The organism is Mycobacterium sp. NGS64 (assembly GCF_059812245.1).
Genome location: NZ_JCALCI010000002.1, coordinates 383,913 through 406,213 on the forward strand (window position 1 = coordinate 383,913; position 22,301 = coordinate 406,213).

At 65.7% G+C, this 22,301-nt stretch carries 14 protein-coding genes, 3 rRNA genes and 1 pseudogene; 9 read left to right on the forward strand and 9 right to left on the reverse strand.

Annotated elements, in window-relative coordinates; genetic code table 11:
- The gene (gene glgB, locus AC5Y4S_RS10175; RefSeq protein ID WP_500032475.1) at nt 1-2,196 is read left to right on the forward strand and encodes a 1,4-alpha-glucan branching protein GlgB; all 2,196 of its coding nucleotides are present in this window, start codon (nt 1-3) and stop codon (nt 2,194-2,196) included.
- A 186-nt stretch (nt 2,197-2,382) separates the two neighbouring features.
- Nucleotides 2,383-4,095, forward strand: coding sequence for a PE family protein (locus tag AC5Y4S_RS10180; protein WP_500032476.1), 1,713 nt, complete (start codon nt 2,383-2,385; stop codon nt 4,093-4,095).
- A gap of 8 nt (nt 4,096-4,103) precedes the next feature.
- On the opposite strand, the gene AC5Y4S_RS10185 is transcribed toward AC5Y4S_RS10180, so the two are convergent.
- Complete coding sequence (locus AC5Y4S_RS10185; RefSeq protein WP_500032477.1) at nt 4,104-5,015, reverse strand: tetratricopeptide repeat protein; 912 nt, start codon at nt 5,013-5,015, stop codon at nt 4,104-4,106.
- A gap of 132 nt (nt 5,016-5,147) precedes the next feature.
- Nucleotides 5,148-6,329 (reverse strand): acetyl-CoA C-acetyltransferase, encoded by a 1,182-nt coding sequence (locus AC5Y4S_RS10190; RefSeq protein ID WP_500032478.1) that lies wholly within the window; start codon nt 6,327-6,329, stop codon nt 5,148-5,150.
- Nucleotides 6,330-6,407: 78 nt separating this feature from the next.
- Here AC5Y4S_RS10190 and mce point away from each other — a divergent pair, with 78 nt between their 5' ends.
- Nucleotides 6,408-6,866, forward strand: coding sequence for a methylmalonyl-CoA epimerase (mce, locus tag AC5Y4S_RS10195; protein ID WP_500032479.1), 459 nt, complete (start codon nt 6,408-6,410; stop codon nt 6,864-6,866).
- A 58-nt stretch (nt 6,867-6,924) separates the two neighbouring features.
- Here the strand turns inward: mce and AC5Y4S_RS10200 are convergent, their stop codons facing one another.
- Together AC5Y4S_RS10200 and nucS are read right to left on the reverse strand one after the other, a co-directional pair.
- A complete protein-coding gene (locus AC5Y4S_RS10200) occupies nt 6,925-7,215 on the reverse strand; it encodes an Rv1322 family protein (RefSeq protein ID WP_500032480.1) in 291 nt (96 codons plus the stop codon).
- Nucleotides 7,215-7,886, reverse strand: coding sequence for an endonuclease NucS (nucS, locus tag AC5Y4S_RS10205; RefSeq protein WP_500032481.1), 672 nt, complete (start codon nt 7,884-7,886; stop codon nt 7,215-7,217). Before nucS ends, AC5Y4S_RS10200 begins: the two co-directional genes overlap by 1 nt.
- A gap of 45 nt (nt 7,887-7,931) precedes the next feature.
- On the opposite strand from nucS, the gene AC5Y4S_RS10210 reads away from it, so the two are divergent.
- The 3 genes from AC5Y4S_RS10210 to AC5Y4S_RS10220 all read left to right on the forward strand — a co-directional run bounded on the left by AC5Y4S_RS10210 (nt 7,932) and on the right by AC5Y4S_RS10220 (nt 11,223).
- A complete protein-coding gene (locus tag AC5Y4S_RS10210; RefSeq protein WP_500032482.1) occupies nt 7,932-9,545 on the forward strand; it encodes an adenylate/guanylate cyclase domain-containing protein in 1,614 nt (537 codons plus the stop codon).
- 152 nt (nt 9,546-9,697) lie between these two features.
- Nucleotides 9,698-11,095, forward strand: coding sequence for an L-lactate MFS transporter (locus AC5Y4S_RS10215; RefSeq protein ID WP_500032483.1), 1,398 nt, complete (start codon nt 9,698-9,700; stop codon nt 11,093-11,095).
- On the forward strand, nt 11,092-11,223 hold the full coding sequence (locus AC5Y4S_RS10220) for an MFS transporter small subunit (RefSeq protein ID WP_500033283.1): 132 nt from the start codon (nt 11,092-11,094) through the stop codon (nt 11,221-11,223). The genes AC5Y4S_RS10215 and AC5Y4S_RS10220 overlap by 4 nt, the downstream gene beginning before the upstream one ends.
- Nucleotides 11,224-11,226: 3 nt before the next feature.
- Here the strand turns inward: AC5Y4S_RS10220 and AC5Y4S_RS10225 are convergent.
- Nucleotides 11,227-12,429 (reverse strand): annotated as a pseudogene (locus AC5Y4S_RS10225) (MFS transporter); the annotation flags it as partial.
- 91 nt (nt 12,430-12,520) lie between these two features.
- On the opposite strand from AC5Y4S_RS10225, the gene AC5Y4S_RS10230 reads away from it, so the two are divergent.
- The 3 genes from AC5Y4S_RS10230 (at nt 12,521) to AC5Y4S_RS10240 (ending at nt 15,462) form a co-directional block, all read left to right on the forward strand.
- Nucleotides 12,521-13,390, forward strand: a complete 870-nt coding sequence (locus AC5Y4S_RS10230; protein ID WP_500033284.1) for a LysR family transcriptional regulator — start codon at nt 12,521-12,523, stop codon at nt 13,388-13,390.
- An 87-nt stretch (nt 13,391-13,477) separates the two neighbouring features.
- A complete protein-coding gene (locus tag AC5Y4S_RS10235) occupies nt 13,478-14,974 on the forward strand; it encodes an AlkA N-terminal domain-containing protein (protein WP_500032484.1) in 1,497 nt (498 codons plus the stop codon).
- Nucleotides 14,971-15,462: a methylated-DNA--[protein]-cysteine S-methyltransferase gene (locus AC5Y4S_RS10240; RefSeq protein ID WP_500032485.1), complete on the forward strand. Its 492-nt coding sequence runs from the start codon at nt 14,971-14,973 to the stop codon at nt 15,460-15,462. Before AC5Y4S_RS10235 ends, AC5Y4S_RS10240 begins: the two co-directional genes overlap by 4 nt.
- A 46-nt stretch (nt 15,463-15,508) precedes the next feature.
- Here AC5Y4S_RS10240 and rrf read toward each other — a convergent pair.
- The 4 genes from rrf to murA all read right to left on the reverse strand — a co-directional run bounded on the left by rrf (nt 15,509) and on the right by murA (nt 22,241).
- Nucleotides 15,509-15,621 (reverse strand): 5S ribosomal RNA (rrf, locus tag AC5Y4S_RS10245).
- A gap of 81 nt (nt 15,622-15,702) precedes the next feature.
- A 23S ribosomal RNA gene (locus AC5Y4S_RS10250) occupies nt 15,703-18,802 on the reverse strand.
- A 286-nt stretch (nt 18,803-19,088) separates the two neighbouring features.
- Nucleotides 19,089-20,608 (reverse strand): 16S ribosomal RNA (locus AC5Y4S_RS10255).
- Together the 16S, 23S and 5S rRNA genes form the textbook arrangement of a ribosomal RNA operon.
- Before the next feature lie 379 nt (nt 20,609-20,987).
- Nucleotides 20,988-22,241 carry a UDP-N-acetylglucosamine 1-carboxyvinyltransferase gene (murA, locus tag AC5Y4S_RS10260; protein ID WP_500032486.1) on the reverse strand — a complete coding sequence of 418 codons (1,254 nt, stop codon included), beginning with the start codon at nt 22,239-22,241 and terminating at the stop codon, nt 20,988-20,990.
- Between the last annotated feature and the right edge of the window lie 60 nt (nt 22,242-22,301).

Consider the following 22,301-nt stretch of genomic DNA (forward strand, 5'->3'; position numbering starts at 1 on the left):
GTGAGCCGAACCGACGAACTGGCCGGACTGGATCTGGCGCCCGATCCGGCGGACTTGGCGCGCCTAGTGGCCGGCGCGCACTACAACCCGCACGGCATCCTCGGTGCCCATGAGTACGGCGACCACACGGTGATCCGCGCGTTTCGCCCGCACGCGCGGGAAGTCGTCGCGCTGGTCGGCGAGGACCGGTTCCCGCTGCAGCACGTCGAAGCCGGCCTCTTTGCCGTCGCGCTGCCGTTCACCAACCTGATCGACTACCGGCTCGAGGTGACCTACGAGGGTTCCGACCCCTACGTCGTCGCCGACGCCTACCGCTTCCTACCCACCCTGGGCGAAGTCGACCTGCACCTGTTCAACGAGGGCCGCCACGAGCGGCTGTGGGAAGTCCTGGGCGCCCATCCCCGCTCGTTCACCACGGCCGACGGCGTCGTGACCGGGGTCTCGTTCGCCGTGTGGGCGCCGAACGCCAAGGGCGTCAACTTGATCGGGGAGTTCAACGGATGGACCGGCAACGACGCGCCGATGCGGGTGCTCGGCTCCTCCGGGGTGTGGGAGCTGTTCTGGCCCGGTTTTCCGGTGGAGGGCCTGTACAAGTTCCGGGTGCACGGCGCCGACGGCGTGGTGACCGAGCGGGCCGATCCCATGGCATTCGCCACCGAGGTTCCGCCGCACACCGCGTCCCGCGTCACGCGCAGCACCTACACGTGGGAGGACGCGGACTGGATGGCGCGGCGCGCGCAGCGCAATCCGGTGTTCGAGCCGATGAGCACCTACGAGGTGCACCTCGGCTCGTGGCGTCCGGGCCTGAGCTACCGCCAGCTCGCCCGCGAGCTGACGGATTACGTTGTGGAGCACGGGTTCACACATGTGGAGCTGCTGCCGGTCGCCGAACACCCGTTCGCGGGCTCGTGGGGATACCAGGTCACGTCGTACTATGCCCCGACGTCTCGATTCGGCACGCCCGACGACTTCCGGGGGCTGGTCGACGCCCTGCACCAGGCCGGCATCGGCGTGATCGTGGACTGGGTGCCTGCGCACTTCCCGAAGGATGCGTGGGCGTTGGGGCGATTCGACGGCACCCCGCTCTACGAGCACGCCGACCCCAAGCGCGGCGAGCAACTCGACTGGGGCACTTACGTCTTCGACTTCGGCCGCGCGGAGGTGCGCAACTTCCTGGTCGCCAACGCGCTGTACTGGCTCGAGGAGTTTCACGTGGACGGCCTGCGGGTGGACGCGGTCGCATCGATGCTGTACCTGGACTACTCGCGCCCCGAGGGCGGCTGGACCCCGAACATCTACGGCGGGCGGGAAAACCTGGAGGCCGTGCAGTTCCTGCAGGAGATGAACGCCACGGCACACAAGGCCGCGCCCGGCATCGTCACCGTCGCCGAGGAGTCGACCTCGTGGCCGGGCGTCACGCGGCCGACCAATCTTGGCGGCCTTGGCTTTTCGATGAAGTGGAACATGGGCTGGATGCACGACACGCTCGACTACATCGGCCGCGATCCGATCTACCGCAGCTATCACCACCACGAGATGACGTTCTCGATGCTGTACGCGTTCAGCGAGAACTACGTGCTGCCGATCAGTCACGACGAAGTGGTGCACGGCAAGGGGACCCTCTGGGGTCGCATGCCGGGCAACAACCACGTCAAGGCCGCGGGGCTGCGCAGCCTGCTCGCCTACCAATGGGCGCACCCGGGCAAGCAATTATTGTTCATGGGCCAAGAATTTGCCCAACGCGCCGAGTGGTCCGAGCAGAACGGTTTGGATTGGTGGCAGCTCGACGAACAGGGCTTCTCCAACGGAGTGTTGCGTTTCGTGCGCGACATCAACGAGATTTATCGCACCCGCCCGGCCCTGTGGAGCCAGGACACCGTTCCCGAGGGCTATTCCTGGATCGACGCCAACGACTCGGCTAACAACGTCTTGAGTTTCCTGCGATATGGCAAAGACGGCTCGGTAATGGCGTGCGTCTTCAATTTCGCCGGTTCGGAGCACAGCGGCTACCGGCTCGGGCTGCCCTATGCCGGCCGCTGGCGCGAGGTGCTCAACACCGACGCGACGGTGTACAACGGCTCGGGAATCGGCAACATGGGCGGCGTCGACGCCACCGACGACCCGTGGCATGGCCGCCCCGCCTCGGCGGTGATGGTGCTGCCGCCCACGTCGGCGTTGTGGCTGGAACCCGAATAGAAACACGCCCGCGGCTTATACTCGGCGCATTGCGATAAGTAAAGCTCCAAATTATTCGTCGTCAATTGATCCGATTTCCTTTCGGAATTTGAATGCTTACCGATAGGATCAATTCCGCTCAATGATTTGACGATGCCCGGGTCCGGCATGTCCTCGCGGACTCGCCGTACATGCCTGGAGGCATACATGTCATTCCTATTTGCTGTGCCAGAAGCCATTTCCGGGACGACTTCTGACTTAGCGAATATCGGCGCCGCGATCGGCGCGGCCACCTCGACCGCAGCGGCCCCGACGACGGGCATCGTGCCCGCGGCCACGGACGAGCTGTCGGTGGGCGTCGCGGCGCTGTTTTCCGCACAGGCCAAGGAGTTTCAGGCGCTGAGCGCGCGGGCGGCGGCCTTTCATGCCGAGTTCGTCGCGGCGATGTCCGCGGGCGGGGCGGCCTATGCGGCCGCCGAGGCCGCGAACTCGTCACCCCTGCAGGGCCTGGAGCAGCAGCTGCTCGGCCTGGTGAACACCCCCACCCAGCTGCTGCTGGGGCGCCCGCTGATCGGCAACGGCGCCAACGGCGCGCCCGGCACGGGCGCGCCCGGCGGCGCGGGCGGAATCCTGATCGGCAACGGCGGCGCCGGCGGGTCCGGCGGGCTCGGGCAGCCCGGCGGCAAGGGCGGTGGCGCCGGCCTCTTCGGCACCGGCGGGATGGGCGGTGCCGGCGGCGGTGCCGCGACCGCCACTGGCAACGGTGCGGCAGGGGGCGCCGGCGGCAGAGGTGGCCTGCTGTGGGGGGCGGGTGGCATCGGTGGGACCGGCGGTCTCGGGGGCGGAACCAGCGGGTCCGGCGGCATCGGAGGTGCCGGCGGTGGCGGAGGCGTGTTCGGCGTCGGCGGTGCCGGCGGGAACGGCGGGATCGGCCTCTTCGGCGGAACCGGTGGCACGGGTGGGGCCGGCGGGCTGTTCGCCGCCGGCGGCGCCGGAGGTGCCGGCGGGTTCGCCAGTGGCACCGGTGGCGCGGGTGGGACCGGCGGGACCGGCGGCGCCAGCGGCCTGTTCGGCCCCGGCGGCGGCGCCGGCGGCAGCGGTGGGGACGGTATCAACAGCGCAAACGGCGGGGCCGGCGGCACGGGCGGCGGCGGCGGGTTGTTCGCTTCCGGCGGCCCGGGTGGCAGCGGCGGCCAGGGCGTCGAGGCCGCGGGCGGGGTCGGCGGTCTCGGCGGCAACGGCGGTCTGCTCATGGGTAACGGCGGCTCCGGAGGCACGGGCGGCTACGGCGGCAACGGAGTCGGCGGATCGGGCGGGACCGGCGGTAACTCCGGCCTGTTGGCAGGCGCAGGCGGCTCCGGCGGCACCGGCGGGAACGCCCTGAAACACGCAGCCGGTGCCGGCGGTCACGGCGGCGGAGGCGGGTTGCTCGGATCCGGCGGCTCCGGCGGCACCGGCGGGTTCGGGATCGACGTCGGCGGCACCGGCGGGGCCGGCGGAGCCGGCGGCAACGGCGGCTCACTCGTCGGCGACGGCGGTTCCGGCGGGACCGGCGGCAGCGGCCTGGCCGGCGTCGGATCCGGTGGGGCCGGCGGTAACGCCGGCCTGCTCGCCGGCTCCGGCGGGACCGGCGGCAACGGCGCGTTCGGGCTCAGCGGCGACGGAGGCGCCGGCGGCGCCGGGGGTAAGGCAGGACTCGTCGGCAACGGCGGCGGCGGCGGCGCGGGCGGCAACAGCATGCTGGTGACCGGCGCCGGTGGGGCCGGCGGGGCGGGCGGCAACGCCGTACTCCTCGGCGATGGCGGCAACGGCGGCAACGGCGGAGTCGGCGGGGCGACGGGCCTCGGCGGCGCCGGCGGTGGCGGGGGCATGGGCGGGCTGCTCGGCCTGCCCGGCACGAACGGGATATCGGGCCCGTAAGGGCGAACTCAGTACAGCGCGTTGGCGAGGTTGCGCCGACCGGCGACAACCTCGGGGTCGGCGGGATCGAAGAGCTCGAACAACTCGATCAGTCGGGTGCGCACCCGGGTGCGGTCGTCGCCGGATGTGCTGCGCACCAACGCGATTAGGCGCTCGAACGCGGCGCCGACGTCCTGGTTGAGGATCTCCACGTCGGCGGCCGCGAATGCGGCGTCGATGTCGCCGGGAGCGGCGGCGGCCACTGTGACCGCGTCCGGGCGTTGCGCCGTTGCGCGCGTGAGGAAGTCGATCTGCCGGATCGCGCCCTTGGCTTCGGAGCTCGCCGGGTTGGCGTCCAGGATCGCCTGATACGACTCCTTGGCGCCGGCGAAGTCGCCGTCCTCGAGCTGCTGGCGGGCGTGGGCCAACTCTGGGTCCACTTCCACCTGCTCGGAACCGCTTGGGCCCCTGAGCTTCCCGGCCGTCGCCGACAGCAGCGAGTCCACCCAGCGCCGCAACTGGTCGGGTGGCTGTACTCCCTGGAAGCTGGACAGCGGCTGTCCGGCGGCCAACGCGACCACGGTCGGCACCGCGTCGACGCCGAATATCTGGGCCACCCTGGGGGCCACGTCGACGTTGACGGTCGCGAGCGACCACTTGCCGTCGTCCTCGGCCGCCAGGCCGGCCAGCGTCTCGACGAGCTGGACACAAGCGTCACTGCGCGGCGACCACAACGCGACGACGACCGGAACTTCGTCGGACCGGATCAGGACTTCCTGTTCGAAGTTGGCCTCGGTGACCTCGATTGCCCCTGGGGTCGTCGGTCCCGCCGGCGCGCCCGCGCCGGGAGAGGAAGCGCTCTGCTGGGCTCGCTGCTTGAGACCGGAAAGATCGACCGCACCGGCCAGCGCGGGCCCGATCGAGGGTCGCGGACGCGTCACGCCGTCAAGTTTGGCACGGCGCGGCGGTCACGGGTCCACCCGGGTGCCGACGGCAAACGCCTGATATGACACAAATCACACCAGATTCGACGCGCCTGCACGCAGCAAAGTTACCGGCCAGTTCGGAAGCGGTCAGCCCGCCCGAAGGATCAGCGCGTCACCCTGGCCGCCTGCCCCGCAGAGGGCCGCGACGCCGTATCCGGAACCCCGGCGAGCCAACTCCAGGGCCACATGCAGCGTGATCCTGGCGCCCGACATGCCGATCGGGTGCCCGACCGCGATCGCACCGCCATTGACGTTGACGAGCTCGGGATCGACGCCCAGCTCACGGGTCGAGGCAAGGGCCACCGCAGCGAACGCCTCGTTGATCTCGACGACGTCGAGCTGGTCGACCGAAATCCCCTCGCGGCCGAGCGCTTTCTTGATCGCGTTGGCGGGCTGGGACTGCAGCGTCGAGTCCGGTCCGGCCACGACGCCGTGCGCGCCGATCTCGGCCAACCACGACAGCCCCAGCTCCTGCGCTTTCGCCTTGTTCATCACCACTACCGCGGCCGCGCCGTCGGAAATCTGCGACGCGGAACCGGCCGTGATGGTGCCATCTTTGCGGAAGGCGGGCTTAAGGCCGGCCAGGGACTCCGCGGTGGTGTTGGCGCGGATGCCCTCGTCCTCGGCGAACTGCAACGGATCACCCTTGCGCTGCGGGATATTGACCGGCACCACTTCGTCGGTGAAGACGCCGTCCTTCCAGGCGGCGGCTGCCTTTTGGTGCGACCGCGCGGCGTACTCGTCCTGCTCGGCACGGGTGAACTTGTCGAGGTCGTTGCGCTGCTCGGTGAGCGCGCCCATCGGCTGGTCGGTGAACACGTCGTGCAGCCCGTCGTAGGCCATGTGGTCCAGGACCGTGACGTCGCCGTACTTGTAGCCCGCCCGGCTGTCCATCAGCAAATGCGGCGCCTTCGTCATCGACTCCTGGCCGCCGGCCACCACGACGTCGAACTCGCCGGCGCGAATGAGCTGGTCGGCCAGCGCGATGGCGTCGATGCCGGACAGGCACATCTTGTTGATCGTCAGCGCCGGAACGTCCCAGCCGATGCCCGCTGCGACCGCCGCCTGCCGGGCCGGCATCTGTCCGGCCCCGGCCGTCAGCACCTGGCCCATGATCACGTATTCGACCGCGCTCGCCGGCAACTTAGCCTTTTCCAGCGCCCCCGCGATCGCGATGGCGCCCAGGTCGCTGGCCGAGAAATCCTTCAGCGAACCCATCAACTTGCCGATGGGCGTCCGCGCCCCAGCAACTATCACCGACGTCGTCACGAGTTCCTCCTGAGCCTGCACCAACGACCGTTTCCGCTACCTGGAGAAGCGGAATCTTTGCTGCCACGTTACCGTGGTGTGATGACGACCGACCAAGTTGATGCGCGTCACCTCCTGGCAACCTCCTTGGTGACCGGCCTGGATCACGTCGGCATTGCGGTCGCCGACCTCGACGCCGCAATCACCTGGTACCACGACCACCTCGGCATGATCCTGGTGCACGAGGAAGTCAACGATGACCAGGGAATCCGCGAGGCGATGCTGGCCGTCCCCGGGACCAGCGCGCAACTCCAGTTGATGGCCCCGCTCGACGACTCGTCGACGGTCGCGAAGTTCATGGAGAAGCGCGGCCCGGGCATCCAACAGATGGCCGTTCGGGTCAGCGATCTGGACACCATTTGCGAGCAGCTGCGCGAGCAGGGCGTCCGCCTGGTCTACGACGCGGCGCGGCGTGGCACAGCAAACTCGCGGATCAACTTCATCCACCCCAAGGACGCCGGCGGTGTCCTGATCGAGCTGGTGGAGCCGGCCTCTTAAAGCCTGGCCCGTGTCGAATGTGCGGCCAGCCGCACATTCGTCGATCCATGCCAGAGCTTCAAGACCATTTTCGGGTCGGGCCGCGGGTAGCGCGGTTGGTCCAGCACGGCGTGTGCCAGTGCCGACGATCCTCGACCGCTGCGGGTGACTCAGCCGGCCACACCACCACATGCGCTGTGCCGGAACGTATTTCGTGGTCACAACCTGGACACCGGTAGGTCTTGAGCGCGCGGGGCGCCGCGATCGGCCGCACTTCGTACTCGTGACCGTCCGGGCCGATTTCCACGCGGCTCAGCACCGGTGGCGGGATCGCCCGTTGGGCACGTGGCGGCTTGCGGCGCGGAGACATCAGAACAGCCGGTACTCGTCGCTATCCATGCCGCGCATCTTGTCGTAATCCAGTGTGATGCAACGGATTCCGCGATCGGTCGCGAGGGTGCGCGCCTGCGGTTTGATCTGCTGAGCGGCGAAGACGCCTTTGACCGGCGCCAGAACGCTGTCGCGGTTGAGCAACTCGAGGTAGCGGGTGAGCTGTTCCACGCCGTCGATCTCGCCGCGCCGCTTGATCTCCACCGCGACCGAGCCGCCCCGTTCGTCGCGGCACAGCAGATCGACGGGGCCGATTGCGGTCATGTACTCGCGGCGGACCAGCGTGTAACCCTCCCCAAGCAGTTGCACATGCTCGGCGAGCAACGCCTGCAGGTGGGCCTCGACGCCGTCCTTGACCAATCCGGGGTCGACGCCCAGGTCGTGGCTCGAGTCGTGCTCGATGTCCTCCACCGTGATGCGCAGCTGCTCGCCGGCCTTGTTCTCGACCACCCACACCGGCGCCTGACCGCCGAGCTCCTCGGTCAACCAGCAGGGCGGGCTCATCCAGTTCAGCGGCTTGTAGGCGCGGTCGTCGGCGTGCACGCTCACCGAGCCGTCGGCCTTGAACAGCAGCAACCGTCGCGCCGACGGCAGGTGTGCGGTGAGCCGGCCGACGTAGTCGACGGTGCACTGGGCAATGACAAGGCGCACCCGACTCACCTTAGAGCGTGAGCGACAAATTAGGCTGGCGCCACGATGTCGGCCAAAATGAGCGTGGCCCAACGTATCGGCCGGGTGCTCGAGAGGATCACCCGCCAGAGCGGCCGCCTGCCGGATACCCCTGCATATGGCTCGTTGATCCTCGGGCGGGTGGCGGAAAGCCAACGGCGACGCCGCATCCGCATCCAGGTCATCATGACGGTGCTGGTTCTGGGGGCGAACCTGATCGGCATCGGCGTGGCACTGCTGTTGGTGATAGTCGCCATTCCCCAGCCGAGCATCTTTCACGACGCGCCGGCCTGGCTCACGTTCGGTGTCTCCCCGGCCTACATCGCCGTCGCCCTGGCGGTGGGCACGTATTGGATCACCCGCCGGACCGTGCTCTCGTTGCGGTGGGCGATCGCGGAGCGCGCGCCCACCGCCGAGGACGAGCGCAACACCTTCCTGGCCCCGTGGCGACTCGCCATGTACGACCTCGTCCTGTGGAGCATCGGGACGGCGGTGTACACGACGCTCTACGGCCAGGTCAACACTTTGTTCATCCCGCGGTTCCTCCTCGTCGTCAGCTTCTGCGGCGTCCTGGTGGCCACCGCCAGTTACCTGCTCGCAGAGTTCGCGCTTCGCCCGATTGCCGCCCAGGCACTCGAGGCCGGGCCGCCGCCACGGCGGTTTTCGGCAGGCATCATGGGCCGGACGATGGTGGTCTGGTTCCTCGGTTCCGGCGTGCCCGTCATCGGCATCGGCCTGCTGGCAATTTTCCAGATCCTGCTGCGCAACCTGACCGAGACCGAGTTCGCGGTCGGCGTGCTGATCATTTCGGTCGCCACGCTCATCTTCGGGTGCGCCCTGATGTGGATTCTGGCCTGGCTGACGGCGACCCCGGTGCGGGTGGTGCGCGCGGCGCTGCGCCGCGTCGAGCAGGGCAACCTGCGCGGCAACCTGGTGGTCTTCGACGGGACCGAGCTCGGCGAGCTGCAGCGCGGGTTCAACGCGATGGTCGACGGCCTGCGCGAACGCGAACGCGTGCGCGACCTTTTCGGCCGGCACGTCGGTCGCGAGGTTGCCCTGGCCGCCGAACGCGAGCGACCGAAACTGGGCGGCGAAGAACGACACGTCGCCGTCGTCTTCATCGACATCGTCGGCTCCACCCAACTGGTCACTACGCAGCCCCCGACCGAAGTTGTCGAAGTGCTCAACCGATTTTTCGCGATCGTCGTCGACGAAGTGGACCGCCATCGCGGCCTGGTCAACAAGTTCGAAGGCGATGCCTCGCTTGCCATTTTCGGAGCGCCGAATCATCTTGACTCACCCGAGGACGAGGCACTCGGCGCGGCGCGGTGCATCGCGAAACGGCTCGCCCACGACATGTGCGAGCTCAAGGCGGGCATCGGCGTGGCGGCGGGCCAGGTCGTCGCCGGCAACGTGGGCGCCAAGGAACGGTTCGAATACACCGTGATCGGCGAACCGGTCAACGAGGCCGCACGGCTGTGCGAAGTGGCCAAGTCCCGTCCCGGCGGATTGCTCGCGACGGCCGACGCGCTCGAGGGCGCGAGCGAAGAGGAAAGAGCGCGTTGGTCTTTGGGCGAGACGGTGACCCTTCGGGGGCACGAGCGTCCGACCCGGCTGGCCTTCCTCGCCGACGCGCAGTAAATTCGGGTGACAACGCCTGTGGTCAACGCCCGTCAGCAGCCTCGATAGAAATGCGTTATCGGACAATAGAAATCGCGCCTTGACCGCCGCGTGAGACCGCGCCAATAGTGACGACGGGACGGAGCTCCGTGCCCGCGTCAGAAGGGTGCACCTTGACAACCGTTGCGTTGCTTGATCGTTCGAGAATCGTTGCCGGGCCCCGATGGAACCGCTGGCTGGTGCCGCCCGCCGCGCTGTCCATCCATCTGGCCATCGGCTCGGCCTACGCCTGGAGCGTCTTCAAGATCCCGCTGGAGAAATCGCTGCACGTCTCCGGAACCGCGAGCGCGATGCCGTTCACCGTCGCCATTGTGATGCTGGGCCTTTCGGCCGCGGCGTTCGGCACGCGGGTGGACCACTACGGACCGCGCTGGGCCATGGTGGTTGCCACTGTGTGCTTTTGCAGCGGGTTGCTGATCGCCGGATGCGGAGTTTCGGTTCACCAATACTGGCTCGTCGTGGTGGGATACGGGGTCGTCGGAGGGGTCGGCCTCGGTATCGGCTACATCTCGCCGGTGTCGACGCTCATCAAGTGGTTTCCCGATCGGCCCGGCATGGCGACCGGCTTGGCGATCATGGGCTTTGGCGGTGGAGCCCTGATCGCGTCCCCGTGGACGAACAGCCTGCTCGACGCGTTTGGCCGCAACAGCACGACCGGCGTGGCCAGGACCTTCCTGGTGATGGGCTGTACCTATGCGGTGTTCATGGCGATGGGGTGCCTGCTGATCCGGGTGCCGGCGCCGGATTGGACGCCAGAGGGCTGGAAACCCAAGCCGCAGAAGGCCGGATCGCTGATCACGACGGCCGGTGTGTCGGCGGCCAATGCGATCAAGACGCCGCAGTTCTGGCTGTTGTGGGTGGTGCTCTGTTTCAACGTGACCGCCGGCATCGGCATCCTGGAGAAGGCCTCGCCGATTTACCAGGACTTCTTCCCCAGGGCGCCCCGCGCGGCGGCGTTGGCCTCCGCGGCCGCCGGGTTCGTCGCGCTGCTGTCGCTGGCCAACATGCTCGGCCGGATCGGCTGGTCGTCGTTGTCGGATGCGCTGGGCCGCAAGAACATGTATCGGCTATACCTCGGCGGCGGTGCCCTCCTCTATCTCACGTTGGCCCTGACGACCAATTCCAGCAAGCTGACCTTCCTGCTGTGCACCGTGCTGATCCTGTCGTTCTACGGCGCGGGGTTTTCGACCGTTCCCGCGTACCTGCGTGACCTGTTCGGCACCCACGAGGTCGGCGCCATCCACGGCAGGCTGCTGACGGCCTGGTCGGTCGCGGGCGTGCTGGGCCCGCTGATTGTGAACGCCATCGCCGACTCGCAGAAGGCGGCCGGGAAACACGGACCCGACCTCTACATCGTGTCGTTCAGCGTGATGATCGCGCTCCTGGTCGTCGGGCTGGTCTGCAACGAGCTGATCAGGCCGGTGGCCGCCAAGCATCACGTGCCCGCCCCGCCCGGCGACGCCGCGGCGCCCGAGACCATTTCGGATCTTCAGCCGGAGGCACACGCATGACAAAGCCGATCCCCGACCGTCGTATCGGTCCCGCCCTCATCGCGCTGGCCTGGGTGTGGGTCGCCGTCCCCTTCACTTATGGGGTCTGGCAACTCTTTTCGAAGATCGGCCAGTTGTTCGGCGCCTGAGCGGAAGCCCGTTTCCCTCACCAACAGCACCGCGAGCGCCACGCCGCCGAGGATGAGGGCGCCCACGAACCAGACCGTGGCCGGCCAGCCGCCGGCGCCGTAGACCAGCCCGCCGAAAGCGCCGGCGACCGACCCGCCCAGGTAGTAGCTGAACAGGTAGAGCGCCGACGCCTCGGCGCGATCCCGGCGTGCTGCCGCGCCCACCCACCCGCTGGCCACGGTGTGCGCGGCGAAGAATCCGCCGGTGAACACGCCGAGCCCGACGACCACCGCGAGGACTGAGTGCGGCACGGTCAGCGCCAGGCCGGCCACCGTGATCGGCAGGGCGCCGCCCAGCACCAGCGCGCGTCCGTGGCGGTCGGCCAGCCGACCCGCCATCACCGACGTCCAGGTGCCGGCCAAATACAGCACGAACAATAGCCCGACGAGCGACGGCGCCAGTCCGAACGGCGGGGCGGTCAACCGGTAACCAAGGTAGTTGTACACCGTGACGAAGCCACCCATGAGCGTGAATCCCAACGCGAAAAGCTTCAGCAACACGGGGTTTCGCAGATGGGCGGCGAGGTTGCGCGCAGTGGCGCGCGCGTTTGCGGCCTTCGGGGTGAAGAACTGCGACCGGGGCACCAGGACGGCGAAGACCGCCGTGCCGGCCAGCGTCGTCAGCGAGCACACCAACAGCGCGACCCGCCAATTGCTGACATCGACGACCAGCGAAGGGACGATCCGCCCGGTCAGCCCACCGACTGTGGTCCCGGCGATGTACCGTCCCATCGCCGAACCGAGCGACGACGCGTGCACCTCCTCGGCGAGGAAAGCCATTGCGACCGCCGGTATCCCGGCGAGCGCGACGCCGTGCAGTGCGCGCCCCGCGAGCAGCACGCCGAGCGAGGGGCTGAACGGCAACAGCAACCCGATCACGCTCGAGGCGACCCCCGACGTCAGCATCACGGGGATGCGCCCGTAGCGCTCGGAAAGCACGCTCGCGGGGATGATCGACAGCGCCAGCACTCCCGTCGTCAACGCGACCGTCAACGCGGCGGTGGCGGGGCTGATCCGGTAATAGGTCGAGAGGGCCGGCAGCAGGGCCTGGGTGCAGTACATCGCGGCGAAACTGGCCAGGCCGGCGCCGTAGAGCGCCGCGGTCACCCGCCGGTATCCGCTACTTCCGACTCGGTGGGCGGTAGGACGCGAGGTCGCGCGAGGCATGACAACGATGCTCCGCGCCGGAGCCCGGGGAAAGGAAATGAATTGTTTGCTGAGTTATGATGCATTTATCGCATAAGTAGAGGTGACAGTGTTGGTTGAGGGCGACTACGAGTGGTTCGTCACACTCGCGGAGCTGCAGCACGTCACCTCCGCGGCGGAACAGCTCCATATCGCGCAGCCGACACTCACCCGGATGTTGGCGCGCCTGGAACGCCGGCTGGGCGTCGCGCTGTTCGAGCGCCGCGGCAGGCGCCTCGCGCTTAATACCTACGGCCGCATCTTTTACGAACACGCGCGCCGGGCACAGGTTGAGCTCGATTCGGCCCGACGGGCGATCGAGGACCTGACGAATCCGGCGGTCAGTGAGATCCGGCTGGGGTTCTTGAGTTCGTTCGGGTCGACGGTGGTGCCGCGCTTGATCGCGGCGTTCACCGCGGCATCACCGCGCGTGGCATTCACGCTCGAGGAAGGTGCGGCCGAATCCATCGGGGAGCTGGTGCAATCCGGGTCGGTGGACGTCGGGGTGGTTTCGCCGCGGCCGCGAGGACCGGAGTTTGCCTGGCGCAGTCTGTTTCGTCAGCGGCTCGGCGTCGCCGTCCCGCGCGGGCACCGGCTCACGGCCGCCGCGGTGGTGTGCATGACCGACCTGGCCGACGAACCTTTCGTGGCCATGCATCCCGGGTTCGGCATGCGGCGGCTGCTCGACGAGCTATGCGCCGCAGCGCAATTCCAGCCGCGGATCGTCCTGCAATCGGCCAACCTCACCACAACCGCGGGGCTGGTCGCCGCGGGACTGGGCATCAGCCTGGTGCCCATCGACGGCACCGAGCACGCGCCCGGGATGAGTGTGCTGCCATTGGCCGACGCCGACGCCTACCGCGACGTCGGGATGATCTGGAATTCCGGTCGCCCGCTGTCCCGCCCGGCGCGCGACTTCATCGCGTCCGCCGCGACCCTGTGAAAGCAGCAACCCAGCGACCGGCCGCCCGCCCACGATCATGTCGCTTTTCCGCCAGTTTTGTCGGTGGGCGGGTGTAACTGTGGAACCGTGCACGAAGATTTCGAGCGCTGCTACCGGGCCGTCCAGTCCAAGGACGCCCGCTTCGACGGCTGGTTCGTCACCGCGGTGTTGACGACGCGGATCTATTGCCGGCCCAGCTGCCCGGTGCGGCCACCCTTCGCCCGCAACGTGCGGTTCTATCCGACCGCGGCGGCAGCGCAGAAAGCCGGATTCCGCGCCTGCAAGCGATGCCGTCCCGACGCGTCGCCCGGATCACCCGAATGGAACATGCGCGGCGACGTTGTCGCGCGCACCATGCGGCTGATCGCGGACGGCACGGTGGACCGGGAAGGCGTGGGCGGACTCGCGGGCCGCCTCGGTTACACGACCCGTCAGCTGGAGCGCCTCCTGCAGGCCGAGGTCGGCGCCGGGCCACTGGCGCTGGCCCGCGCACAACGGGCGCAGACCGCCCGGGTGCTCATCGAGACCACGGACCTACCGTTCGGCGATGTCGCCTTCGCCGCCGGGTTTTCCAGTATCCGCCAGTTCAACGACACCGTGCGTCTGGTGTTCGAGGTCACACCGACGGTGTTGCGCAAACGCGCCGCGGCGCGGTCGACGTCGGACACCAATTCGCCTGGGGCGCTGTGCCTCCGGCTACCGGTGCGCACGCCGTTCGCGTACGAGGGCGTATTCGGTCACCTCGCGGCCGGCATGGTGCCCGGCTGTGAGGAGGTCCGCGACGGCGCATACCGGCGCAGCCTCCGGCTGCCCCGGGGCGGCGCCGTCGTGACGCTGACGCCGGCCGTCGACCACGTGCGCTGCCAACTGACGCTCGACGACTTCCGCGACCTCACCACCGCGATCGCCCGCTGCCGGCGGTTGCTGGACCTCGACGCCGACCCCGAAGCCGTGGTGGACGCGCTGGCGGCCGACCCCGAGCTGGCACCGGTGGTGAAAAAGGCCCCGGGGCAACGGATTCCGCGCACCGTCGACGAGGCCGAGCTCGCCGTGCGCGCCGTGCTCGGCCAACAGGTGTCGACCAAGGCCGCGAGAACGCATGCGGGCAGGCTGGTCGCGGCCTACGGGACCCCTATCAAGGACCCCGCGGGCGCACTGACCCACACCTTCCCGTCCGTCGAACAGCTGGCGGAGATCGATCCGATCCACCTGGCGGTCCCCGCGGCCCGGCAACGAACGCTCACCGCGCTGGTCGCGGGGCTCGCCGACGGAAGCATCGTCCTGGACGCGGGCAGCGACTGGAACAGCGCCCGCGCCCAGCTGCTGGCGCTGCCGGGCGTCGGTCCCTGGACCGCGGAGGTGATCGCGATGCGCGCCCTGGGCGACCCGGACGCCTTTCCCGCCAGCGACCTCGGACTCCGCTTGGCCGCAGAGGAACTCGGGTTACCCGCGGATCAGCGAAGGCTCGCCGAGCGCAGCGCGCGTTGGCGACCCTGGCGCTCCTACGCCACCCAGCACCTCTGGACCACCCTCGAGCATCCGGTAAACCATTGGCCACCTACGTCTTCAGAGGAGGTCGCATGATCCGCTACCGCACCATCGACAGCCCGATCGGATTCCTGACCCTGGCCGGGCACGGGTCGGTTCTGACGAATCTGCGAATGGTCGACCAGACGTACGAACCCGACCGCGCCGACTGGTCGCCGGACCCGCGGGCCTTCGACGATGCCGTCGAACAACTGATCGCGTACTTCGCCGGCGAGCGCACCGAGTTCGACATCGAGCTCGAGCTGGGTGGCACCGAATTCCAGCGGCGGGTATGGAATGCGCTCTTGACGATCCCGTATGGCGAGACCCGTTCGTATGGGGAGATCGCCGACCAGATCGGGGCCCCGGGATCCGCGCGGGCCGTCGGCTGGGCCAACGGCCACAATCCGATCGCCATCGTCGTCCCTTGTCACCGGGTGATCGGCGCCAATGGAAGCCTGACCGGGTTCGGTGGCGGGCTCGACCGAAAGCGCACCCTTCTCGAATTGGAAAAGCGCAGCGAGAATTTGACGCTATTCGATTAATAGCGAATGCAAAAACACCCCCGTTGCCGGGGGTGTTTTTGTATATGTTCGGCGGTGTCCTACTTTTCCACCCGAGTGGGCAGTATCATTGGCGCTGACAGGCTTAGCTTCCGGGTTCGGGATGGGACCGGGCGTTTCCCTGTCGCTGTGGCCGCCGTAACTCTATTTAAATGTATTGGTGGGGGGTGTGGTGCGCCACGACATTTCTGTCAGGCGCTGGAATGTGGTTGCGAGTTTGTGTTTGGTAAGTTTTCGGCCGGTTAGTGCCAGTTCCCTACACCCATTGCTGAGCTTCTAGGTCTGGCCTATCGAACCCGTGTTCTGCGGGGGGCCTTATCCCTCTAAAAGGGTGAGAAACCTGATCTTGGAGAAGGTTTCCCGCTTAGATGCTTTCAGCGGTTATCCTGTCCGAACGTAGCTATCCAGCGGTGCCCCTGGTGGGACAACTGGTGCACTAGAGGTTCGTCCGTCCCGGTCCTCTCGTACTAGGGACAGGTTTCCTCAAGTTTCTGACGCGCGCGGCGGATAGAGACCGAACTGTCTCACGACGTTCTAAACCCAGCTCGCGTGCCGCTTTAATGGGCGAACAGCCCAACCCTTGGGACCTGCTCCAGCCCCAGGATGCGACGAGCCGACATCGAGGTGCCAAACCATCCCGTCGATATGGACTCTTGGGGAAGATCAGCCTGTTATCCCCGGGGTACCTTTTATCCGTTGAGCGACACCCCTTCCACTCGGGGGTGCCGGATCACTAATCCCGACTTTCGTCCCTGCTTGACGTGTAGGTCTCGCAGTCAAGCTCCCTTGTGCATTTACACTCAACACCTGATTGCCGTCCAGGTTGAGGGAACCTTTGGGCGCCTCCGTTACATTTTAGGAGGCAACCGCCCCAGTTAAACTACCCGCCAGGCACTGTCCGTGAACCCGATAAGGGTTCGACGTTAGGTGTCCAATACGATCAGAGTGGTATTTCAACAACGACTCCGCCCCAACTGGCGTTGGGGTTTCACAGTCTCCCACCTATCCTACACAAACCGTACCGAACACCAATACCAAGTTGTAGTGAAGGTCCCGGGGTCTTTTCGTCCTGCCGCGCGTAACGAGCATCTTTACTCGTAGTGCAATTTCGCCGAGTCTATGGTTGAGACAGTCGAGAAGTCGTTACGCCATTCGTGCAGGTCGGAACTTACCCGACAAGGAATTTCGCTACCTTAGGATGGTTATAGTTACCACCGCCGTTTACTGGGGCTTAAATTCTCCGCTTCACCCTTGCGGGTTAACGGGTCCTCTTAACCTTCCAGCACCGGGCAGGCGTCAGTCCGTATACATCGTCTTGCGACTTCGCACGGACCTGTGTTTTTAGTAAACAGTCGCTTCTCGCTGGTTTCTGCGACCGGATCCCGCTCCCAGCGCAAGGCTGTTCACGGTGTTCCGGCCCCCCTTCTCCCGAAGTTACGGGGGCATTTTGCCGAGTTCCTTAACCATAGTTATCTCGTACGCCTCGGTATGCTCTACCTGACCACCTGTGTCGGTTTGGGGTACGGGCCGTGTGTGTGCTCGCTAGAGGCTTTTCTTGGCAGCAGAGGATCACCGAATTCGCCTCAATCGGCTATGCATCACCTCTCAGGAATATGAGCGACGGATTTGCCTATCGCTCTCCCTACAGGTTTGCCCCAGTATTACCACTGACTGGTACGGCTACCTTCCTGCGTCACCCCATTGCTTGACTACTACCAATCCGGGTCCCACGCAGCCGGTGATCTTCGCACCCCGAAGGGATTGATAGACCACCTTTTGGGTGGTTAGCAGAATTGATTCATCACGGGCGCCCACACACGGGTACGGGAATATCAACCCGTTGTCCATCGACTACGCCTGTCGGCCTCGCCTTAGGTCCCGACTCACCCTGGGCGGACTGGCCTGGCCCAGGAACCCTTGGTCTTACGGCGGGCAAGGTTCTCACTTGCCTTATCGCTACTCATGCCTGCATTCTCACTCCCCCACCCTCCACCACCGGTCACCCGGCGGCTTCGCTGAATGGGGGACGCTCCCCTACCCAACCTTGCGGTTGTCGCGGCTTCGGCGGTGTGCTTGAGCCCCGCTACATTATCGGCGCACAATCACTTGACCAGTGAGCTATTACGCACTCTTTCAAGGGTGGCTGCTTCTAAGCCAACCTCCTGGTTGTCTCTGCGACTGCACATCCTTTCCCACTTAGCACACGCTTTGGGGCCTTAGCCGGCGATCTGGGCTGTTTCCCTTTCGACGTACGGAGCTTATCCCCCGCCGTCTCACTGCCACGCTATACACCACGGCATTCGGAGTTTGGCTGACGTCAGTAACCTAGTAGGGCCCATCGGCCATCCAGTAGCTCTACCTCCGTGGTGAAACACGCAACGCTGCACCTAAATGCATTTCGGGGAGAACCAGCTATCACGGAGTTTGATTGGCCTTTCACCCCTACCCACAACTCATCCCCTCAGTCTTCAACCTAAGTGGGTTCGGGCCTCCACGCGGTCTTACCCGCGCTTCACCCTGGCCATGGGTAGATCACTCCGCTTCGGGTCCAGAACACGCCACTACACCCCAAAGGGGATGCGCCCTATTCAGACTCGCTTTCGCTGCGGCTACCCCACACGGGTTAACCTCGCGACGTGTCCCTGACTCGCAGGCTCATTCTTCAAAAGGCACGCCATCACCCCACGAGGAGGCTCTGACGGATTGTAGGCACACGGTTTCAGGTACTCTTTCACTCCCCTCCCGGGGTACTTTTCACCATTCCCTCACGGTACTAATCCGCTATCGGTCATCGAGAAGTATTTAGGCTTACCGGGTGGTCCCGGCAGATTCACAGCAGATTCCACGGGCCCGCTGCTACTCGGGAGTTGATACAAGGTAGGTGCCGAGTTTTCGCGTACCGGGCTCTCACCGTCTATGGCGGACCATCCCAGGCCACTTCCGCTAACTACGACACTTTCTGACTACCTCCCAGCCAGGTAGAGCTGAGGTGTATCAATCCCACAACCCCGCACACACAACCCCTACCCGGTTACACATGCGTGCGGTTTAGCCATGTTCCGCGTTCGCTCGCCACTACTAACGGAATCACAATTGTTTTCTTCTCCTACGGGTACTGAGATGTTTCACTTCCCCGCGTTCCCTCCCGCACCCTATATATTCAGATGCGGGTAACACGACATCACTCGTGCTGGGTTTCCCCATTCGGAAATCCTCGGATCAACGCTCGGTTGACAGCTCCCCGAGGCATATCGCAGCCTCCCACGTCCTTCATCGGCTCTCGATGCCAAGGCATCCACCATGCGCCCTTAAGCACTTACAAAACACAAAAACCAAAGAAAAATTACACATTTCAACGAATCCGCCGCACTCCATTTCGGAGGCAACGCATTCGTTTAGATGCTCGCAACCACTATCCAGTTCTCAAACACCACACCCCACCACCAAGATGGGGGGACAAGCACTCAATCGATCCGAGTGTTGCCTCAGGGCCCAATAGTGTGTCTGGCAATCATTTGCTGTTGCGCACCCGGTCCCGCCCACTACAGGCGGGAACCCCTCACGGCTTGCACCCCACCAATTGGGGTGCTTTTCGTGGTGCTCCTTAGAAAGGAGGTGATCCAGCCGCACCTTCCGGTACGGCTACCTTGTTACGACTTCGTCCCAATCGCCGATCCCACCTTCGACAGCTCCCTCCCAAAGGGTTAGGCCACTGGCTTCGGGTGTTACCGACTTTCATGACGTGACGGGCGGTGTGTACAAGGCCCGGGAACGTATTCACCGCAGCGTTGCTGATCTGCGATTACTAGCGACTCCGACTTCACGGGGTCGAGTTGCAGACCCCGATCCGAACTGAGACCGGCTTTAAAAGGATTCGCTTAACCTTGCGGCATCGCAGCCCTTTGTACCGGCCATTGTAGCATGTGTGAAGCCCTGGACATAAGGGGCATGATGACTTGACGTCATCCCCACCTTCCTCCGAGTTGACCCCGGCAGTCTCTCACGAGTCCCCGCCATTACGCGCTGGCAACATGAGACAAGGGTTGCGCTCGTTGCGGGACTTAACCCAACATCTCACGACACGAGCTGACGACAGCCATGCACCACCTGCACACAGGCCACAAGGGAACCGACATCTCTGCCGGCGTCCTGTGCATGTCAAACCCAGGTAAGGTTCTTCGCGTTGCATCGAATTAATCCACATGCTCCGCCGCTTGTGCGGGCCCCCGTCAATTCCTTTGAGTTTTAGCCTTGCGGCCGTACTCCCCAGGCGGGGTACTTAATGCGTTAGCTACGGCACGGATCCCAAGGAAGGAAACCCACACCTAGTACCCACCGTTTACGGCGTGGACTACCAGGGTATCTAATCCTGTTCGCTCCCCACGCTTTCGCTCCTCAGCGTCAGTTACTGCCCAGAGACCCGCCTTCGCCACCGGTGTTCCTCCTGATATCTGCGCATTCCACCGCTACACCAGGAATTCCAGTCTCCCCTGCAGTACTCCAGTCTGCCCGTATCGCCCGCACGCTCACAGTTAAGCCGTGAGATTTCACGAACAACGCGACAAACCACCTACGAGCTCTTTACGCCCAGTAATTCCGGACAACGCTCGCACCCTACGTATTACCGCGGCTGCTGGCACGTAGTTGGCCGGTGCTTCTTCTGCAGGTACCGTCACTTGCGCTTCGTCCCTGCTGAAAGAGGTTTACAACCCGAAGGCCGTCATCCCCCACGCGGCGTCGCTGCATCAGGCTTGCGCCCATTGTGCAATATTCCCCACTGCTGCCTCCCGTAGGAGTCTGGGCCGTATCTCAGTCCCAGTGTGGCCGGACACCCTCTCAGGCCGGCTACCCGTCGTCGCCTTGGTAGGCCGTCACCCCACCAACAAGCTGATAGGCCGCGGGCCCATCCCACACCGCAAAAGCTTTCCACCCCAAGGCATGCGCCTCGGGGTCCTATCCGGTATTAGACCCAGTTTCCCAGGCTTATCCCGAAGTGCAGGGCAGATTACCCACGTGTTACTCACCCGTTCGCCACTCGAGTACCCCCGAAGGGGCCTTTCCGTTCGACTTGCATGTGTTAAGCACGCCGCCAGCGTTCGTCCTGAGCCAGGATCAAACTCTCCAAACAAAAACCCCTCGACAACGAGGTGAATTTACAATCAGAGAAAATCTGACCTAACAAAAGACACCAATATTACTGGCATCAAAAAACGACCATACCCACACACGGGGGGTGTAAGTATGGTCAAAAACAACAACAAAATAAAAAGACCAAACACACTATTGAGTTCTCAAACAACACTCGCGCTTGTTTTCGCCCGCTTCCGGGCAACCCTGCCAGCTTAATACCGGTCTGGCGGAGGCGTCAAGCCCCAGTTTTGGCCATCTCATTGTGGTGACCGCTGCGGGGCAGCCGTGCCAGGCTAGTACCGATCCGGCGAGGGAGTCAAGGCCCCGGTTTCGGCCATCTTCGTGAGGTGACCGCCCTTGTGGGGCACTGACTTTGACTACTCTACCCGCTCGATCTCCGCTCCCAAAATCGCGAGGTTCTCCACGAACAACGGATAGCCGCGATCGATGTGAAAGACGTCGTGGACCTCGGTATCGCCGTCGGCGACCAGCCCCGCCAGCACCAGGCCGGCGCCGGCCCGGATGTCCGAACACCAGACCGGGGCGCTGGACAGTTGCGGCAGGCCACGCACGACGGCGTGGTGCCCGTCGGTGCGGGCGTCGGCTCCCAGCCGGATCATCTCCTCGACGAACCGGAACCGCGCCTCGAACACGTTCTCGGTGATCATCGAGGTGCCGTCGGCGATCGACGCCAGCGCGATCGCCATGGGCTGCAGGTCGGTCGGAAATCCGGGGAACGGCAACGTCGCCACGTTGACGGCCTTTGGGCGCTCGTACTGGGTGACCCGGAAGCTGTTGTCGGTCTGGGTGACGGTCGCGCCCGCGTCGTGCAGCTTGTGCAGCACTACCTGCAGGTGGGCCGGGTCGACGCCGGTGACCTCGATGTCGCCGCGGGTCATCGCGGCGGCGATGCCCCAGGTGGCGGCGACGATGCGGTCCCCGATCACGCGGTGCTCGGTGGGGTGCAGTCGCGGGACGCCGGTGATCGTCATGGTCGGCGAACCGGCGCCCTCGATCTGCGCGCCCATCTGGTTGAGCATCGTGCACAGGTCCACCACGTCGGGTTCGCGCGCCGCGTTGTGGATCGTGGTGACGCCCTCCGCCACGACGGCGGCCATCAGAATGTTCTCGGTGGCGCCGACGGAGGGGAACTCCAACTGAATTTCCGCGCCGCGCAACGTTTCTGCCTGAGCAACCACGCACCCGTGCTCGATGTTGCACTGCGCGCCCAGCTGCCGCAGGCCGGCCTGATGCATGTCCAGCGGCCGGGAACCGATCGCGTCGCCGCCCGGCAGCGCGACCCTGGCGCGCTTGCACCGGCCGACAAGTGGCCCGAGCACGCAAACGGAGGCGCGGAACTGTCGCACCGCGGCGAAGTCGGCGTCGTACTTGGGTTCGTCGGGCGAGGTGATGCGGGCGACGTCGCCGTCGAGTTCGACGGTGGCACCCAGGCCGCGCAACACCTCCGCCATCAGCGGAACGTCGAGGATGTCCGGGCAGTTGGTGATGGCGCTGGTGCCCTCGGCCAGCAGGGTCGCCGCCATCAGCTTGAGCACGCTGTTCTTGGCGCCCCCCACAGCGACTTCGCCTGACAACCGGGTGCCGCCGGTCACCACGAATCGCTCAGCCACCCGCGTCAGTCTAGTGAAGCGGTATCGGCTTGTCAGTCAGCCGGGCGCCGCATGCCGAGT

What these genes read in the sequence shown, in the direction of transcription:
- AC5Y4S_RS10180 (WP_500032476.1), top strand. Translation starts at nt 2,383, where the DNA reads ATGTCATTCCTATTTGCTGTGCCAGAAGCCATTTCCGGGACGACTTCT.
- AC5Y4S_RS10200 (WP_500032480.1), bottom strand. Translation starts at nt 7,215, where the DNA reads ATGTCTCCGCGCCGCAAGCCGCCACGTGCCCAACGGGCGATCCCGCCA.
- AC5Y4S_RS10210 (WP_500032482.1), top strand. Translation starts at nt 7,932, where the DNA reads ATGTCGGCCAAAATGAGCGTGGCCCAACGTATCGGCCGGGTGCTCGAG.
- AC5Y4S_RS10220 (WP_500033283.1), top strand. Translation starts at nt 11,092, where the DNA reads ATGACAAAGCCGATCCCCGACCGTCGTATCGGTCCCGCCCTCATCGCG.
- AC5Y4S_RS10240 (WP_500032485.1), top strand. Translation starts at nt 14,971, where the DNA reads ATGATCCGCTACCGCACCATCGACAGCCCGATCGGATTCCTGACCCTG.